18 protein-coding genes are annotated in these 17,223 nt (G+C 61.7%); 8 read left to right on the top strand and 10 right to left on the bottom strand.

The features are described 5' to 3' along the window. Positions 1-322 precede the first annotated feature (322 nt). From E9677_RS07755 to E9677_RS07745, 3 genes are all read left to right on the top strand, one after another. The gene (locus E9677_RS07755; protein ID WP_136557529.1) at positions 323-1,216 is read left to right on the top strand and encodes a LysR family transcriptional regulator; all 894 of its coding nucleotides are present in this window, start codon (positions 323-325) and stop codon (positions 1,214-1,216) included. An 89-nt stretch (positions 1,217-1,305) separates the two neighbouring features. After that, positions 1,306-1,950, top strand: coding sequence for a DUF1007 family protein (locus E9677_RS07750; RefSeq protein WP_408014698.1), 645 nt, complete (start codon positions 1,306-1,308; stop codon positions 1,948-1,950). Next, a complete protein-coding gene (locus tag E9677_RS07745; protein ID WP_136557527.1) occupies positions 1,944-3,062 on the top strand; it encodes a nickel/cobalt transporter in 1,119 nt (372 codons plus the stop codon). The genes E9677_RS07750 and E9677_RS07745 overlap by 7 nt, the downstream gene beginning before the upstream one ends. Positions 3,063-3,067: 5 nt before the next feature. Here E9677_RS07745 and E9677_RS07740 read toward each other — a convergent pair whose 3' ends face one another. The 4 genes from E9677_RS07740 to E9677_RS07725 form a co-directional block, all read right to left on the bottom strand. Further along, positions 3,068-3,469 carry a hypothetical protein gene (locus E9677_RS07740; RefSeq protein WP_136557526.1) on the bottom strand — a complete coding sequence of 134 codons (402 nt, stop codon included), beginning with the start codon at positions 3,467-3,469 and terminating at the stop codon, positions 3,068-3,070. A gap of 14 nt (positions 3,470-3,483) precedes the next feature. Further along, the gene (locus E9677_RS07735; protein WP_136557525.1) at positions 3,484-4,173 is read right to left on the bottom strand and encodes a GNAT family N-acetyltransferase; all 690 of its coding nucleotides are present in this window, start codon (positions 4,171-4,173) and stop codon (positions 3,484-3,486) included. Positions 4,174-4,280: 107 nt separating this feature from the next. Beyond that, on the bottom strand, positions 4,281-4,979 hold the full coding sequence (locus E9677_RS07730) for a tellurite resistance TerB family protein (RefSeq protein ID WP_136557524.1): 699 nt from the start codon (positions 4,977-4,979) through the stop codon (positions 4,281-4,283). An 87-nt stretch (positions 4,980-5,066) separates the two neighbouring features. Then, entirely contained in the window at positions 5,067-5,705 is a 639-nt protein-coding gene (locus E9677_RS07725; protein WP_136557523.1) for a 2-dehydro-3-deoxy-phosphogluconate aldolase, read from the bottom strand. Positions 5,706-5,859: 154 nt separating this feature from the next. Here E9677_RS07725 and E9677_RS07720 point away from each other — a divergent pair, with 154 nt between their 5' ends. From E9677_RS07720 to trhO, 3 genes are all read left to right on the top strand, one after another. Continuing rightward, the gene (locus tag E9677_RS07720) at positions 5,860-6,348 is read left to right on the top strand and encodes a CYTH domain-containing protein (protein WP_136557522.1); all 489 of its coding nucleotides are present in this window, start codon (positions 5,860-5,862) and stop codon (positions 6,346-6,348) included. Beyond that, on the top strand, positions 6,332-7,240 hold the full coding sequence (locus E9677_RS07715) for a CHAD domain-containing protein (RefSeq protein ID WP_136557521.1): 909 nt from the start codon (positions 6,332-6,334) through the stop codon (positions 7,238-7,240). The genes E9677_RS07720 and E9677_RS07715 overlap by 17 nt, the downstream gene beginning before the upstream one ends. Before the next feature lie 122 nt (positions 7,241-7,362). After that, complete coding sequence (trhO, locus tag E9677_RS07710; RefSeq protein WP_136557520.1) at positions 7,363-8,307, top strand: oxygen-dependent tRNA uridine(34) hydroxylase TrhO; 945 nt, start codon at positions 7,363-7,365, stop codon at positions 8,305-8,307. A 28-nt stretch (positions 8,308-8,335) separates the two neighbouring features. Here the strand turns inward: trhO and E9677_RS07705 are convergent, their stop codons facing one another. The 3 genes from E9677_RS07705 to E9677_RS07695 form a co-directional block, all read right to left on the bottom strand. Next, positions 8,336-8,584 (bottom strand): hypothetical protein, encoded by a 249-nt coding sequence (locus tag E9677_RS07705; RefSeq protein WP_136557519.1) that lies wholly within the window; start codon positions 8,582-8,584, stop codon positions 8,336-8,338. Positions 8,585-8,654: 70 nt separating this feature from the next. After that, positions 8,655-10,889 carry a bifunctional diguanylate cyclase/phosphodiesterase gene (locus E9677_RS07700; protein ID WP_136557518.1) on the bottom strand — a complete coding sequence of 745 codons (2,235 nt, stop codon included), beginning with the start codon at positions 10,887-10,889 and terminating at the stop codon, positions 8,655-8,657. A gap of 184 nt (positions 10,890-11,073) precedes the next feature. Then, on the bottom strand, positions 11,074-11,712 hold the full coding sequence (locus tag E9677_RS07695; protein WP_136557517.1) for an NAD(P)H-dependent oxidoreductase: 639 nt from the start codon (positions 11,710-11,712) through the stop codon (positions 11,074-11,076). A 161-nt stretch (positions 11,713-11,873) separates the two neighbouring features. Between E9677_RS07695 and E9677_RS07690 the strand changes: the two genes are divergently transcribed. Beyond that, the gene (locus E9677_RS07690; RefSeq protein WP_136557516.1) at positions 11,874-12,269 is read left to right on the top strand and encodes a winged helix-turn-helix transcriptional regulator; all 396 of its coding nucleotides are present in this window, start codon (positions 11,874-11,876) and stop codon (positions 12,267-12,269) included. Between the two features lie 36 nt (positions 12,270-12,305). Here the strand turns inward: E9677_RS07690 and E9677_RS07685 are convergent, their stop codons facing one another. Together E9677_RS07685 and E9677_RS07680 are read right to left on the bottom strand one after the other, a co-directional pair. Next, on the bottom strand, positions 12,306-13,679 hold the full coding sequence (locus E9677_RS07685) for a GH1 family beta-glucosidase (RefSeq protein ID WP_136557515.1): 1,374 nt from the start codon (positions 13,677-13,679) through the stop codon (positions 12,306-12,308). A gap of 471 nt (positions 13,680-14,150) precedes the next feature. After that, a complete protein-coding gene (locus tag E9677_RS07680; RefSeq protein WP_136557514.1) occupies positions 14,151-15,323 on the bottom strand; it encodes a Gfo/Idh/MocA family protein in 1,173 nt (390 codons plus the stop codon). 183 nt (positions 15,324-15,506) lie between these two features. On the opposite strand from E9677_RS07680, the gene E9677_RS07675 reads away from it, so the two are divergent. Beyond that, complete coding sequence (locus tag E9677_RS07675) at positions 15,507-16,142, top strand: CatB-related O-acetyltransferase (protein WP_136557513.1); 636 nt, start codon at positions 15,507-15,509, stop codon at positions 16,140-16,142. A 3-nt stretch (positions 16,143-16,145) separates the two neighbouring features. On the opposite strand, the gene E9677_RS07670 is transcribed toward E9677_RS07675, so the two are convergent. Next, entirely contained in the window at positions 16,146-17,198 is a 1,053-nt protein-coding gene (locus E9677_RS07670; protein ID WP_136557512.1) for a sugar phosphate isomerase/epimerase family protein, read from the bottom strand. Positions 17,199-17,223 lie beyond the last annotated feature (25 nt).

Here is a 17,223-nt window from a genome sequence, read left to right as displayed (position 1 = left end):
GATGGAAAGCCGGAAGAGACTAGAAAGGCCCGCACCGTCGTTGCTTCGTATGTCCTCGCATTTTCCGGTTGGCCGGAATAGCGACTGGAGGGGTTAGTTCCAGGTACCTTACCGATAACCTCACCTTAGGGATAAATCCCAGTTCGAGGGTCGGCGGACACACACGGGCACGTGCGACTTTGGGCTGGACTGGAGATAAGAAATGTAACCGTCATAATCAAGAGGAATTTTCGCCCCTGGTTAATTTCGCCGCCCAGGACACTTTTCTTTGAACAATTTCCTCCATACGTTCACAAATAGCGACAGATGTGGGGGGATAGAGATGGACACGCTCACTCGGATACGTGCCTTCATCGATGTGGTCGAAGCCGAAGGCTTTTCCGCCGCCGCCCGCAAGACTGGCCGCTCCAAGGCGCTTTTATCCAAATATGTCAGAGAGTTGGAGGATGAGCTCGGGGCGCTTCTGCTCAACCGCACGACGCGCCAATTCTCTCTGACCGAGGCCGGACACACTTACTTTCGTACAGCAGCCGACATTCTGAAGGAGATCGACAACCTCGCCGATCTCGTGCGCGAGAACAATGCCGACCTCAAGGGCAAGCTGAAAGTCACAGTTCCACGCACCTTCATCGACGCGGATGTCGGCCAATCGCTCATCGATTTCGCCAAAGAAAATCCGCAGATCTCGCTTGAGATCGTCGCGGAAGACCGATTCGTCGACTTGATCGAGGAAGGTTTCGACCTTGGCATCCGAATCACTAAGCTCGACGATTCCGGCATGATCGCGCGCAAGCTCTCCGACTTTCGGGTTTATGCCTGCGCGACACCCGCCTTCATTGCCGAGAATGGCCCGCTGACCCATCCGAGCGAACTGTCGAGGATACCCTTCCTCATCGACACAAACTCGCGCTCGCACAACAGCCTGCGCTTCGTAGACACCAATGGCGACATGATCTCGGTCAGCGTGACCGGCCCGATCGAGGTGAACAGTCCCCTGGCGACGCTCCGGGCGGCGCGCGCCGGCATGGGCGTTGCGATGATCCCGGATTTCATCGCCCGCCCCTACCTGGCTTCAGGTGAACTCGTCTCCCTGTTCGACGACTTCATTGCCAAGGATCGCGGCATCTATGCTGTCTATCCCCATCGCCGCTATCTGCCGGCCAAGGTCCGCGCCTTCGTCGACTACCTTCACGCATGGTTCAAGCGCTATTCCTAAGCGATAGAGGCAGCACAGGGTCCCACTTTTGTCCCATTCATCGGACAGGGAGAGGGCACAAGCTGGAATTCGGGAAGGGTATTTGAAGCATGCGGAAGAGCCTCGGTTATTGCGCGGCCGGAGCGGTCATGGCGTTTGCATCGCCGGCCCTTTCCCATCCGCACATTTTTGCCGAGGCACGCGTGGAGATCGTCGCGACGGACGACGGCATGCTGAAGGAACTGCGCAATGTCTGGCGCTTCGATGACATCTTCTCCTCCAGCGTCCTCATGGATTTCGACAAGAACAGCGACCTGAAGCTCGACCACGGCGAATTGAGCGAGATCGCCAACACGATCCGCGATTCACTCGGCGACTACAGCTACTTCACATTCATCACCAAGGATGGCGCTTCGAGCGACGTCGCCAAGCCCGAAATCTTCAACGTCGACTTCAAGGACAACCAGCTTCTGGTCTTCTTCGTTGCCAAGCCCAAGACGCCGATGAAGATCGGCGGACGCATGACCATTGGCGTCTACGACCCGACGCTCTATACCGCGATCGACTTCGCCAAGGATGAGGACCTAGTGGTGGAAGGCAAGCCCTTCGAGGCCTGCACCCACAAGGTCGTGCGCCCCGATCCAGACCAGGTGATCGCCCAGAACCAATCGAACCTGACGGAAGCCTTCTTCAACGATCCGGCCGGCACCGACATGGGCAAGCTCTTCGCTACGCGTCTGGAGGTGACATGCTGAGGATTGCCGGGCGTCAGTCCCTCGCACGCTTAGCCGTCGCCGCTCTCGCCTGCCTCCTCGTCGCCGGCCTCGCCCATGCCGCTTCGCCGCTCGGGATCGGTACGGCCGAGCCGAGCTATCAACCGACGAGCGGCCCTTTCGCCGAACTGCTGATCTGGATCAACACCCATCAACAGGCCTTCTACCGCTCGTTGACGAACGCGCTGAAAGCCATGCGCGAGGATCCCTGGAGCCTTGTCACCCTGGTCGGCCTCTCCTTTGCCTATGGTGTCTTCCATGCAGCAGGCCCCGGACATGGCAAGGCGGTCATCTCGTCCTACCTGCTCGCCAACGAGATCGAGCTGCGCCGCGGCATTCTCGTCTCCTTCGTCTCGGCCTTCCTCCAGGCGTTCGTCGCCATCGCCGTGGTCGGCGTGACCTACATGCTGCTGCGCGGCACTTCGATCAGCATGACCGATGCGACGCAGACCCTTGAGATCGCAAGCTACGCGATGATCGTCGCCTTCGGCATCTGGCTGCTGGTGCGCAAACTGAAAGCCTCGTTCGCCAGTGCGATGCCGGTGGGCACGACCGGAGCCCTGTTCGGAAGCACTGAAGCCTCGACCACCGGCAGCGTGACCGCCTCGCTCTTCGCCGATCCAGTGGAATCCACAAGCACGCGCGAAATGACAGGCTCCCGCTTCCGCGCCATGGCGGTCGCCCATGACCATGATGCACTGGCGCCGGGCTCCGTCTGCCATGAATGCGGGATCGCCCATGTGCCGGATCCGAGCCTTGTCGGCGGCAGCACATTCAGCCTGCGGGATGCCTGGTCGGCGGTGATTGCGGTCGGCATGCGCCCCTGCTCCGGTGCGCTCCTCGTCATGACGTTCTCGCTGCTGAACGGCCTGCTGCTCGGCGGCATCCTTTCGGTGCTCGCCATGGCGCTCGGCACGGCGATCACAGTCTCAGTGCTCGCAAGCCTTGCCGTTGGCGCCAAGAGCGTGGCTCTCAGGCTCTCCGGCCCCGGCTCCCGTCGGGCAGGCCTCGTCGCAAGCGCGATAGAAGTGGGAGCAGCACTGCTGGTGATCTTGCTCGGTGCGCTGCTGTTGGCCGCAAGTCTGACCGCCTGAGCCGATCAGCTCTCGTCGGCCTCATGGCTGCGCTGATAGCGCGAACGGAGCCAGAGGATCAGGAAGATCGCCATCAGAGCAATGCCACCCACAAGGGCGCCGAGCTCCGGCGAATAGCGGCCGAGCCAAAGCACGACGGTCGGTACTACGAGCATCAGTCCGAAGATGACGGCAACGACAACTGCAGCCTGTCTTGTCTGGGAGCGGGAGGAAGGAGCAGCACCGTCTTTCCGGGCAACCTTCTTTGGCTCCGGCAGAAAGCGGAAGGCGTAGACCACGAGACCGATCGCCAAGCAGATGCCGACCGACCAGGCGATGGTCGCGCTCTTGTAACTCCCATAGGCGAGTGCTGCGACAACCACGGCCGTGCCGACATTGAGGATGATGCTGAAGATGTTCGGCTTCACGGTGTCATTTCCTATCAGGTCGCGGAGGCTGCGATCTCGGCGCGCAGCTCTTCCAGCCGACGCTCCTGGCGTCCGGCATCGTCGAAATTGTGAGGATCGAGCCAGGCCTCGAAGGCAGCCCGGATGAGTGGCCATTCGCCGTCGATCATCGAGAACCAGGCGGTGTCACGGTTCTTACCCTTGGACAGCATATGCTGGCGGAAGACGCCCTCGAAGCTGAATCCGTAGCGCTTCGCCGTCACCTTGCTCGGCTCATTCTCGTTGTGGCACTTCCACTCGTAGCGGCGATAGCCGAGATCCTCGAAGACATGGCGGGCGAGCAGATAATGCGCCTCGGTCGCGAGCGGCGAACGGCTCATCGCGGGACCATGGGCCACGCCACCGACCTCGACCACGCCGTTTGCCGGGTCCGGCCGCATATAGTTGGCCATGCCGACGACCTTGCCGGTCGCCTTGTCCCGAAACACTTCCGTGACCCATCCGCCCTTCTGGACGGCGGTCAGCCAGGTATCGAAATCCTCGATCCCCTTGAAGTCCGGCTGGGTGAAATAGGTCAGTAGCGGATTGACCTCATGGCCACCCAGGCCCTCCCACAGGGCTTCGAGATGAACAGCGCGGTCATAGGGTTCGACCACGACGAAGCGCCCTTCCAGCCGCACGGGCTGGGGAGCAGGACATCCCTTGAAGGTGGACAGGTCACGCATGGAAAAGCCTCGGGCGGATTGATCGCCCGAGGCTTAAGTCACGCAGGCGTCAAAGGCAACCGCCGCAGAAGGCACCCGGCCGGACCGGATGCCGCAGCCAACCGCTATCAGAGACTGATCTTGGCAGAAGCGACCGTCGCTTCGATATGGTCGACCAGGGCATCGGGAAGTCCGAGACGGCCGGCGAGCATGTCGAGATAACCGCGTTCGGTGCGGGTATCCGGCTCGATGGTCAGGCGCGACGCCGTATAGATCTCGACCTTCTGCTCCTCGGTCTTGGCCGAAGCGACGAGTGCGTCGAGGTCGATGGGCTTGGCGAGCTCGGCCTCGATAAAGGCTTCCGCCTCTGCGCCCAGGCCGGACAGATGCACCTTGTCCATGATCCGCGAACGCTCGCTCGCATCGATATGACCGTCGGCCTTGGCAGCTGCGATCATTGCACGCACCAGCGACAAGGCGAAGTCGTTGGAGACGGCCTGGGGCTCGGTGCTGAAAGGCGAATCCGTCGGCGGCGGCAGGAGTTCGGGAAGTGCCTGGGTCGGCTCGGGTTTTTGACCGGCCTGGTAATTCTTGTAGGCCTGGTAGCCGAGACCGGCGATGACGGCGAGACCACCGAGCTTCAGGGCATTGCCGCCGAGCGAGCGTCCGGTCTTCGTGCCGAGAAGCACGGCAGCAAGCGCACCACTCTTCCAGGGATTGGCCTTGGCCATACCCAGGAGATCGTTCCCCTTCTGGCCGACTGAGCCTGATGCTCCCGGCATCTGCGATCCCAGGAATTGATCCAGCAGCTTCTTGGCGTCGAACATCGCGGTCTCCTTGTTGTCTCTGTCGCTCCCTAGATAGGAAGCGACTTCGACTTTACAAAGAGCGTGACGATGAAGCTGACGTGAATGTCAGCCCTTGAGCGCCGAGGCTTCGCTGGCGAGCTTGGTAATGCCTGCCCAGTCGCCGGCCGAGACCAGTTCCTTCGGCGCGACCCAGGAGCCGCCGACGCAGACCACGTTCGGCAGCGACAGATAGTCCATGGCGTTCTTCAGCGAGATACCGCCGGTCGGGCAGAACAGCGTACCAGCGAGCGGCGAGGACAGCGCCTTGAGATAGGCGGCGCCCCCGGCCTGTTCGGCGGGAAAGAACTTCAGAACCTTGTAGCCCTCTTCGCGCAGCGCCATCACTTCAGAAGCGGTCGCCGCACCGGGCAGAAGCGGAATGTCGGACTGGCGGGCGACATCGAGCAGTTCCTGGGTCGTTCCGGGGCTGACGATGAACTGCGAGCCGGCATCGACGGCTGCGGCATAATGCGCAGCGTTGAGGATGGTGCCGGCGCCGACCACGGCACCTTCGACTTCCTGAGCCACGAGGCGCACGGCTTCGAGCGCGGCTTCCGTGCGCAGCGTGATCTCGATTGCCTTCAGGCCGCCTGCGACAAGAGCGCGCGCCAGAGGCACGGCCGTCTTGGCATCCTCGATGATCAGGACCGGAACGACCGGCTGAAGCTTCAGTGTGGAGAGGAGCTTTACGGTTTTGTCGCTCATGGCAGGACCCTCTTTTAAAACGATTAGATCGGGAATTCACTAACGCGCGTCCGCTTCGATGTCGAGCCCGACAGGTAACATGGAATCTTTCGGGTTTCCTAACACCCTCGCCTCCGCTATGGTTCGGCGGCGTAATATTTCGGAGCGTGAGCGTATGGCGAAGGAAATCGAGCGCAAGTTTCTCGTCCGGACCGATGGCTGGAAAAGCGCCGTCACTTCCGAAACCCGAATCCGGCAGGCCTATATCGCGGCAGAGACGGATCGCTCGGTGCGCGTCCGCACCCGCAATGACGAGACGGCCCAGCTGACCATCAAATTCGGCAAGGGCATGCTCACCCGGGATGAATTCGAGTATCCTATTTCTCACGACGATGCCTTGGAAATGCTTGCCTTTTCGATCGGCAACGTGATCGAGAAGACCCGCTACACGGTGAACTTCGAAGGCTTCACCTGGGAGATCGACGTCTTCGAGGGTGTCTATCGCGGTCTCATCACCGCCGAGGTCGAGATGGCCTCGGAAGACGATGCCCCGGCCCTGCCGGCATGGCTCGGCCGTGAGGTGACCGGCGACAAGCGTTATTCCAACCAGGTCCTCGCCACCGAGCGCATGCGGCCGGAGCTGGTGCATGCCATATCGCATTAGGCCGGACCGCCCGCTTCTCGCCGAGGTGCAAACCGTTGCGCGTCGGGAACTGGAAAAGGCGATCGAGACGCTGGAGGCGCAACCGGAAGGCCTGCACGAGGCAATCCACGCGGCCCGCAAGAAATTCAAGCGCCTGCGCAATCTTTATCGGCTGATCGCGAGTGGCGACAAGCCGTTCCGTCGTGCGGAGAATGCGCGACTGCGCGATGCCGGCCGCAGCCTGTCGCGCATCCGCGACGCCACGGCCTTGATCGAAACGGTCGAACATCTCTCAGTCCATGCCCTGACCGACGACGAGGCCGAGACGCTCGCTGCAGCCCGCGAAGTTCTGGCCCTGCGCCGCGACGAAATCGCCGAGACCGAAAGCGATCTCGAGACCAAGGTCGCTACGGTGGTCGCAGAATGCCGTGCCGCGATCAAGGCGCTCGAAAGTCTCTCTCTCCCATCCAAGACGGGTCACGCCGCCCGCCTCATGGCCAAAGGCTGGCGCAAGGGCCTCGACGAGGCCCATGAGGCGCTCGAAACCTGCAAGGGCGAAAGCCATGGCGAGGCCTTCCACGACCTTCGCAAGGCCGCCCAGGCCTATTGGATGAACCTCTCGCTCTTGCGCGACCTTTGGCCGAGCGCCTTTGGCGCAAAGCGCACCGAAGCGAAGACCCTGGTCGATCTGCTTGGCCACGAGCACGACCTCACCGTGCTTACCACCCTGCTCGACCACGAACCCGAGACCTTCGGCGATGGCGAAGGCCAGTCCTTCCTTCTCGCCATCATCATCCGCCGCCAGATGGATCTGCGCCGCGAGGCCCTGGATCTCGCCGACCGGGTTTTCGCCGACCCCGCGAAACACGAGGCCGGCATCGTCGAGGCATTGTGGATGCGAGCGGCGACCTAGATGCCCGACCGATTCATGCCAGCCATCACCCACAACCCTCACCTCACTTGACGATTTTCAAACTTGACCCAAATAGCGGAAATCCGTTGCACCGCAGGGGCCGAGGCGGTATTTCGCAGGCCATGACAGAACACACGACAGCCCCCCGCCCCGAGACAAGCGGCGCCTTTTGCGTCGCCGCCCTCTATCACTTTGCCAAGTTTCCGCGTTTCGAGAGCTTCCAGGAGCCGCTTGAGGCGCTCTGCAAGGCAGAAGGGGTCAAGGGCACGCTGCTCATCGCTCATGAGGGCATCAACGGCACGATTGCCGGCACCGACGCCGGGATCGCAAAGGTTCTGGCCTTCCTCCGCAGCCAGCCCGAATTCAAGGCGCTGCAGCACAAGGAAAGCCGTGCATCCAAGATGCCGTTCCTGCGCATGAAGGTGCGGCTGAAGAAGGAAATCGTGACCATGGGCGTCGAGGATATCGACCCCAACGAGATCGTCGGCACCTATGTCGCCCCGAAAGACTGGAACGAGCTGATCGCGGACCCCGATACGATCGTCATCGACACCCGAAACGATTACGAGACGGCGATCGGCATCTTCCGTGGCGCCGTCGACCCGAACACCAAGACGTTTCGCGAGTTTCCCGACTGGGTGAAGAACAATCCCGGCCTGCACAACAAGCCGAAGATCGCCATGTATTGCACCGGCGGCATCCGCTGCGAGAAGGCGACCGCCTTCATGAAGCAACAGGGTTTCGACGAGGTCTATCACCTCAAGGGCGGCATCCTGAAATATCTGGAAGAAGTGCCGGAAGAGGAAAGCCTATGGGATGGCGCCTGCTTCGTTTTCGACGAGCGCGTGTCGGTGACCCATGGCCTGAAGGAGGGCAATCACAAGCTCTGCCACGCCTGCCGTAATCCGATCACGGCCGAGGAACTCACCCATCCCCATTACGAGGAAGGTGTTTCCTGCAGCCATTGCTACGGAAGCCGCACCGAGGCCGACCGCGACCGCTATCGCCAGCGCCAGCTACAGATTGCGCTCGCCAGGAAACGCGGCGTACGGCACATCGGCAGCTGACCGCCGCCGTCATGCGCTGAAAGACTGATCACCCCGAAATCACGTCACCGCGTTTCCAGTCGCTACGGCTCCAGTTGCGGAGGCGCATGCGCCGCGCAACGGCAAGGGCGAAGAAGGGCGACGCAGTGAAAGCAGCGACGACGACGAAGGGCAGCAGGATCTTCGCCTCGGCAGCCAGTGCCGGAATCGACAGGACGAAAACAGCGCCCACGCCGAAGATCACGGCATTGATCATCATGCTGCAGACGATGGTGATCCAGGTATCGGTGGTAAACATCGGACGTCTCCTTTTCTAGAAGGAGAAGGGTCGAGCCCCGTCTTGGGTTCCCGAAGGTCCACTTGTTATGTCAGACCAGCATCGCGCCGTCGCGGCTGCCGGCGAAGGCGAGCTCGGCGGCTTTGGCCCGCAATTCCATCGGCCGCAGCATTAACGAAGCGATCTCTTCAGGCGATTGCGGGCGGCCGAAGAGATAGCCCTGCAACTGGTCGCAGCCGGCCAGCCTGAGGATGACGGCCTGCTGTTCGGTCTCGACGCCTTCAGCAGTGACCGGAATGCCGAGTGACCGCGCGAGTGCAACCGTCGCCTGCAGCATTTCGACCGCGCGGTGCCCGCGATCCAAGGACTGGACGAGCGACCGGTCGATTTTCATCCGATCGAACCCGAACTGCCGCAGATAACCGACGCTGGAGAATCCGGCGCCGAAATCGTCGAGCGCAATGCGCAGCCCGAGCGCCCTTAGCCTCTCCATCGCGAGCCGTGCGCGATCCGGGCTTTGGATGAAATAGGTTTCCGTCATCTCCAGCACGACGCGGCCGGGTTCGATATCGGCCTCGTCGAACACGCACGCGACGTGATCGACAAAGGAAGGATCCCGGAACTGCCCCGGAGAGACATTGACCGAGAGCTTCAGATCGGGCCAGTGCGCCAGCTGTTGCAACGACCGCCGCAGGACGCAGAGGCCGAGTTGATCAATCAAGCCGCTCGTTTCCGCGATCGGGATGAAGACATCTGGCGAGACGGCGCCATGTCCCTTGCGGTTCCAACGCGCCAGCGCCTCGACACTGACAAGCGAAAAGGTCTTCGCATCGACGACGGGTTGGTAGACGACCTCGATCTCGCCGCGGGCGATCGCCCCGCGCAGATCGATTTCCATCTGGTTGCGGGTCTCCCGCTCCTCGTCCATGCGCGGGTCATAGACCGTCGATCGACCCCGCCCGCCATCCTTGGAGGAATACATCGCCATGTCGGCGCGACGCGTCAGCTCGCCACCGTCGACGATCCCGCCTTCGGAGACGCAGATGCCGATGCTACAGCCCACAACGACAGTCCGCTCTCCGAGAAGCACGGGCTCGTCGAAGAAGGCGAGGATCGACTCCGCGAGCTTGGATGCGCGCGATTGGGCCTCCTTGCCGGTCAGAACGATGCCGAACTCATCGCCGCCGATGCGGGCAAGCCCGGCATTTTCACCGACCAGCACCGACAGACCTGCGGCAACCGCGCGGATCAGTCGATCCCCCGTCGCATGGCCATAGGCATCGTTGACTTCCTTGAAGCCGTCGAGGTCGAGATAAAGCAGGACGACATCTTCACCCGCATCACGGCCGCGCTGCACTTCGTCTTCAAGCAATTGATTGAGACCCGCGCGATTGAGAAGCCCGCTCAGCCGATCGGTTTGGGCAAGCTTGACGGCATCGGCCTCATCTGCCCGCACGCGCCGCATCTCGGCATTTCCGATGACCACGAGCAAAAGGCAGTAGATGACGATGATCACGAGCGCCGCGGTGATCAACGGCTTGACTTGCTCGCGGCTCTGGTCACCCGGTGCACGCGGGGTCCAGGCAAGCGAGGCGACGGGCTCGCCGGACGGAGCGGAGATCGTGACGGATGTCTTGTTAGACGATGGCGGAATGAGATTGAGGCCGGGAAGCACATAGGCCTCCGAGATCCGCTTCACGGTCGAGGGCGAGAGATGCCGGATGAAGGAGAGATAAACGAATTTCTCCGGCGGCTGGCCGATATCTCCGGATTTCGGTCGGATGAGCGCAACACCGGCGGAGCCGATCCCCTTCTCGGTCCTGACGAAGCCGAGCGCCTGTGGGACGAGCCCACTCGTACCGGAACGCACGCTCTCGAAGAGCCCCATGAGTGTCGGCGTCAGATATCCCTCGGCGCCCCCGTCGATCGGCTGGCCGTCGGCATAGGCCATCATCGGACGGCCTTGTGCATCCAGCACGATTGCGACGTCGAAAAGGTCACTGTCGAAGGTCATGTCGCCGAAATTGCTGATCATCCAGGCCATGTCCTGGTTGTCATAGGCATTGACGGCAGCATCGTCCCAGGCAGTGTAATCGAGCAGCGTCGCGCCCAGCTGGTGCTCGAATGTCTGGATGGCGCCGACAAGCGTCTCGCGCGACCGTTCCTCGTCTAGATGATTGGCATAGGTCGCGACACGGTCGAGGGCAGACATCACGATGGAGGCGACCATCATCGCCATGGTCGCGAACACTACGAGCAACGCGGCGACTGCCACCCGGCGGGTCGCGAGAGGCCGTAGCCGTTTGTCCAAATGGTGAAGCCGCATGCACATTACCCAAGGCTGAAACCCCACCTTGCGGCACAATGTGTTCAATTTGACTTAACATGTTGAACGACATGCCGAATAACGATCAATCAGAGTATACTTAAATGGCTCCAATCGAAAGAAGCCCCGGTTGCCCGGAGCCCTCACGGCCGGCCTGGAGGTGCCGACACTGGATCGTTCTTGGTCAGGCGACGACCGAAACGAACTGGTCTTTCGGGCGCCGCACCTTCTTTAGGCCAGCAAGCCAGTCGCCTTCGGCGGCGCGGTAGCCGATCGGCAGAAGGGTGACCGAACGGAGGCCCTTTTCCCGAAGGCCGAGAATCTCGTCGAGCTTCGCAGCATCGAAGCCTTCCATCGGCGTTGTGTCGACACCCTCGAATGCAGCCGCAGCGACGGCCATGCCGAAGCCGATATAGGCCTGACGGGCAGCATGTTCGAAATTGGTATCGGCCTCGCGCCCCGGATACATGCCGAGCAGCATCTGGCGATAGTTCTCGAAACCCTCGTTGGTGAAGCCGCGTTCTTCGTTGGTGAGGTCGAACATGTGATTGATGCGCTCGACCGTGTAATTGTCCCAGGCGGCGAAGACGAGAAGATGCGATGCCTCGGTGACCTGGGCCTGGTTCCAGGCGATTTCCTGGATCTTGGCGCGCACATCCTTGTTGGTGACCACGATGACTTCGAAGGGCTGCAGGCCACTGGAGGTCGGAGCAAGCCGCGCCGCTTCGAGAATGCGCTCGACCTTGTCTTCGGAGACGGTCTTGGCCGGGTCCATTTTTTTGGTGGCGTAGCGCCAGTTCAGCTTTTCGATGAGTGCGGACATGGTGTCGATCCTGGTTGGACCCGTGCGGCGCCTTTGGAGTTGGCAGGACCAGCAGGGTCTGGTATCAATTCGTAACCAGGCCTAGATATGTAACCGGATATTTTGTGCAAGAAGGCACATTTTTGATACCAGGTTACACCGAGTGAACGATAGGACCCGCCATGTGCGACAACTACGACCCGTCCAAATGTCAGACCGTCAGCGAAATGCTCGCCAGATTAGGTGACAAATGGACGGTTCTTGTCATCATGATGCTCGGCGACGGGCCGCAGCGCTTCTCCGACCTGAAGCGCTCGGTAGTCGGCATATCCCAGCGCATGCTGACATTGACGTTACGGGCGCTGGAGCGAGACGGCATCGTCGAGCGCACGGTGCATCCGACCGTACCGCCCAAGGTGGAATATGCGCTGACCGACCTCGGTCGTTCCTTCGGCGAGCCGATCCGGGCGCTGGGCGGCTGGGTTTTCACCCATCATGAGCGCATCCAGACGGCCCGCGCCGACTTCGACCGGCGTAACGAGGTCGATACCGGCAACAAGTTGATCAAGCTGGGATGAGATCGAGAATGGCGCGAGGCACCAGGCCCCGCCCTTTCAGTCGGCCGAAACATTGCCCTTCGGAAATTCGAGCGCCAGATCCCGATACCACTTGCCGCTCTTCTTGATGGTGCGGACCTGCGTGTCATAGTCGACATGTACGAGACCGAAGCGCATCTTGTAGCCTTCCGCCCATTCGAAATTGTCCATCAGCGACCAGGCGAAATAGCCCTGCATCGGATAGCCCTCGGCGATCAGGTCGGCGACCTTGTCGAGATGCTCGGCGTAATAGTCGAGCCGCGGCTGGTCATCGACCTCACCACCCTCGACTTCCATGTTGTAGCAGGCGCCATTCTCGGTGATGTGGCAGGGGGGAAGTTCGTAGCGGGCATAGAGCCGCTCGACGAGCGACTTCAGCGCCGGCGCATAGACCTCCCAGCCGATATCGGTCTTCACCTTGGAGACCGGCGGTGCACCCACCGTGGCGGGGAATTCGGCACCCGGGGTTGGATCGTCGGAGACGCGCATCGGCGTGTAATAGTTCAGCCCCCACCAGTCGAGTGGCTGATTGATGATGGCGAGATCACCCTCCTCGATCTTCGGCATGCGATGGCCAAGCGCCGAGAGGAGCTCGGTCGGATATTCGCCCTTGAAGACCGGATCAAAGAAGGCGCCATTGTGGAACTGATGCGCCCGTTCGGCGGCAGCGAGATCTGCAGCGCTCTCCGAACCCGGCAGCGTCTCATGCGCGTTCAAGACCAGCCCGACCGGCACGTTCGGCGCAATCTCGCGGATCGCCTGCACGGACAGTCCATGCGCCAGATTGGTGTAGTGCAGTGCATGCAGCGCCGCATCCATGTTGCGCTCGCCGGGCGCATGAACCCCGTAGAGATGGCTGAGCCAGACCGAGCACCAGGGCTCGTTGAAGGTCGCGACGGCATCGAGACGATCACCCAGCCGCTCCATCACCACTTTGGTGTAGCGCTGGAAGGCCTGCGCCGTGGACCGCGCCGTCCAGCCACCCTCGCCCATCAAGGCAAGCGGCAGATCCCAATGATAGAGCGTCGCATAGGCCTTGATCCCGCGCGCCTTCAAGCCATCGACGAGGTTGTCGTAGAAATCGAGCCCCTTCTCGTTGATCGGCCCGGTACCCTCGGGAATGACGCGCGGCCAGGCGATCGAGAAGCGATAGCCGGTGACGCCCATGTCCTTGATGAGGTCGAGATCGCTTTCCCAGCGATTGTAATGATCGCAGGCGACATCGCCATTATGCCGCCCGAAGACCCGGCCCGGCATGTTGGAAAACGCATCCCAGATCGAGGGCTTGCGCCCGTCGGCCTTCGACGCCCCTTCGATCTGGAAGGAGGCGGTCGCCACACCGAACAGGAAGTCACCGGGAAAACGCGAGGCGAGAGCCTTGGGATCGATCATGGGAAATGTCCTTCGTCGGGTCGAGGCGGAAGGGCCGCCGCTGGTCAGTCGGAAGCGGTTTAGAGCAATCGAACGACGCGGTGAAGACATCGGGAACAAAAAACTGCAACGTTGCAGCTTTCACACCCTGCCCGTGAGGGAGAGGGGCGGAGCGAAGCTCCGGGGTGGGGTGACCGCCCGCGTGACCGCCTCTCCCATCGTGAAGAGGATCGCCATGTACAGCGGAGGCAGGTTGAGGGGGCGGATCAACGAAGCATCTGCATGGCTCATGAAACCATGCCCCTCATCCGCCTCCTGAACCTGTCGAAGGGCGGGCACCTTCTCCCCGCGAGCGGGGAGAAGGCCTCGCCGCCGGACACACATTCCTCCCTCTCCCCGCCTGCGGGGAGAGGGTAGGGTGAGGGGCAAGTTTACAGGCTCACCCCCACCCGCCGCTTCGCGGCGACCTCCCCCTCAAGGGGGAGGTGAACCTTACACCTTCACCCATCCGCCATTCTTCTTGCCCGACTCGATACAAGCCGTGACGAAAGCCACACCCTTCACGCCGTCATCCACCGTCGGATAAACCACGGCCGCATCGACCGCTGTCCCGGCCTTCGCTGCATTGATAGCGTGAGCCGCTTCCGTATAGATCGTGGCAAAGGCTTCGAGATAGCCTTCCGGATGGCCGGACGGGATGCGGGTCACCCGGCCAGCTGCGGCATTCGCCCCGGCACCACCACGGGTGATCAGCTGCTTCGGCTCGCCAAGCCGGGTAAACCACAGATAGTTCGGATCGGCCTGCGTCCATTCGATCCCGGCCTTGGTGCCATAGATGCGGACCTTCAACCCATTCTCGTTGCCGGTCGCCACCTGGCTGCACCACAAGAGGCCCTTGGCGCCGCCCTTGAAGCGCAGCATCACATGCGCGTTGTCGTCGAGACGGCGCCCTTCGACGAAGGTATGGACGTCGGCTGCCAGCTCATCGAGCTCTAGGCCGGAGATGAACGAGCCAAGGTTGTAGGCATGCGTACCGATGTCGCCGGTCGAGCCGCCCGCACCCGACTGCTTCGGATCGGTGCGCCAGGCGGCCTGTTTCTGGCCGGTCTGCTCGATCGGCTCGGCCAGCCAATCCTGCGGATATTCCATCTGCACCAGCCGGAGATCACCGAGTTCGCCGGAGCGCACCAGTTCGCGCGCATGCCGCACCATCGGATAGCCGGTGTAATTGTGCGTCAGGATGAACAGCGCCTTCGCCTTGTCGGCAACGGCCTTCAGCGCCTTGGCATCTTCCAGGTTGGAGGTCAGCGGCTTGTCGCAGATCACATGGATGCCGCGCTCCAGAAAAGCTTTTGCTGCCGGGAAATGCACATGGTTCGGCGTGACAATCGAGACAGCCTCGATACCATCGGGACGGGCCGCTTCCTTCTCGGCCATCTCTTCGTAGGAGCCGTAGCATCGCTCCGGATCGAGGCCCAATTCGCGACCCGATGCCAGCGACTTCTCCGGCGTCGAGGACAGCGCACCGGCGACGAGATCATACTGGTCGTCGAGCCGTGCCGCCATGCGATGCACCGCGCCGATAAACGCACCGGCCCCGCCGCCGACCATGCCCAGCCGGATCTTCGGTGTCCGCTCGCCCGATTTGCTTGCTTCGATCGCCATGATGATTTCTCCTTCGATTAACCGCGTCTGGAGTTCACGCTCCAGATCCGTTAGACTGGCATCCGTAAAGAAGGATGCCCTGACAGTGAACATCTGAGATCCGCCTCTACAGAGGCAAAGCAAACGAGCCGGTGTCAGCGATCGACGCGACGCCACAACTCCGCTTTTGCAAGGATCTCGACCATGCCTTTTCTCGACCCGAGACAACCCTATCCCATCACGCTCGCCGACGGCACACCCTATCGCGAAACCGTCCAGCTTGCCGCTGTCATCGACCATCCCCGCATCGAGATCGGCGACTTCAGCTATTTCACCCATTCCGGCGAAGCGGACGAAACGGCAGCGATCCTCGCGCCCTATCTCTATCCCTTCAGCCAGGAACGGCTGGTGATCGGCCGCTTCGTGCAAATCGCCCGCGAGGCCATCTTCATCACCAGTTCCGCCAATCACGCCATGTCTGGCGTGACGACCTATCCCTTCCGGGTCTTCAGCCCTGAAACCATCGGCGGTTACCAGGACCTGCCGTTCCGCGACACCGTGGTTGGCCATGATGTCTGGATCGGACATGGCGCCACGATAATGCCGGGGGTCACGATCGGGGCCGGCGCCATCATTGCCGCTCGCGCCGTGGTGACCCGCGACGTCCCTCCTTATGCGATCGTCGGCGGAAATCCCGCTCGGTTGATTCGCATGCGCTTCACGGATGAAGAGATCTCCGATCTGCTGGCGCTATCCTGGTGGGACTGGCAGCTCGACCGTATCGAACGCGCCCTGCCCCACCTCGAGAGCGGCGACATCGCCGCCCTCAGGAAGAGCTGATCATCAGAGACCCAGCATCCGGCGGTTTGCGGCATCATCCGTGCCGCCGGAGGCGAAATCGTCGAACGCCTTCTCGGTCACTCGGATGATATGCGCCCGGACGAAATCGGCCCCTTCGCGGGCGCCGTCTTCCGGATGCTTCAGCGCGCATTCCCATTCGACAACAGCCCAGCCGTCGAAATCATTGGCGGCCATCTTCGAGAAGATCGCGCCGAAATCGACCTGGCCGTCGCCGAGTGAGCGGAAGCGCCCGGCCCTGTTGACCCATCCCTGGTAGCCGCCATAGACGCCCTGCCGGCCGGTCGGATTGAATTCCGCGTCCTTGACGTGGAACATCTTGATCCGGTCCTTGTAGATGTCGATGTTGTCGAGATAGTCGAGGCACTGCAGCACATAGTGCGAGGGGTCATAGAGCATGTTGGCGCGGGGATGGTTCTTCACCCGCTCCAGGAACATCTCGAAGGTCACGCCGTCATGCAGGTCTTCGCCGGGGTGAATTTCGTAGCAGACATCGACGCCCTGCTCGTCCGCATAATCGAGGATCGGTGTCCAGCGGCGCGCCAGTTCGTCGAAGGCGGTCTCGACGAGACCGGCCGGGCGCTGCGGCCAGGGATAGATGTAGGGCCAGGCAAGCGCGCCCGAGAAGGTCGCATGCGCCTTGATGCCGAGGTTGCGCGAGGCCTTCAGCGCATACTTGACCTGTTGGACGGCCCATTCCTGGCGCGCCTTCGGATTGCCGCGCACTTCGGGTGCCGCAAAGCCGTCGAAAGCCTCGTCATAGGCCGGATGAACCGCGACCAGCTGGCCCTGAAGGTGAGTGGAAAGCTCGGTGATCTCGACGCCGTTCTGGCGCGCCACACCGGCGAGTTCGTCGCAATAGTCTTTGGATTCGGCTGCCTTCTTCAGGTCCATCAGCTGGCCGGCCCAGGTTGGAACCTGCACGCCGACATAGCCCTTTTCGGCAGCCCACTTCGTAATTCCATCCCAGGTATTGAAGGGTGCTGCATCACCCGCGAACTGGCCGAGAAAGATTGCCGGTCCCTTAATCGTCTTCATGAATTCTCCTCCCTGAGATCCCTGC

The sequence above is a fragment of the Peteryoungia rhizophila genome (genome assembly GCF_004912145.1).
Lineage (GTDB): Bacteria > Pseudomonadota > Alphaproteobacteria > Rhizobiales > Rhizobiaceae > Allorhizobium > Allorhizobium rhizophilum.
The sequence above is the reverse complement of the archived record's forward strand: the minus strand, read 5'-3'. Positions and strand labels throughout refer to the sequence as shown.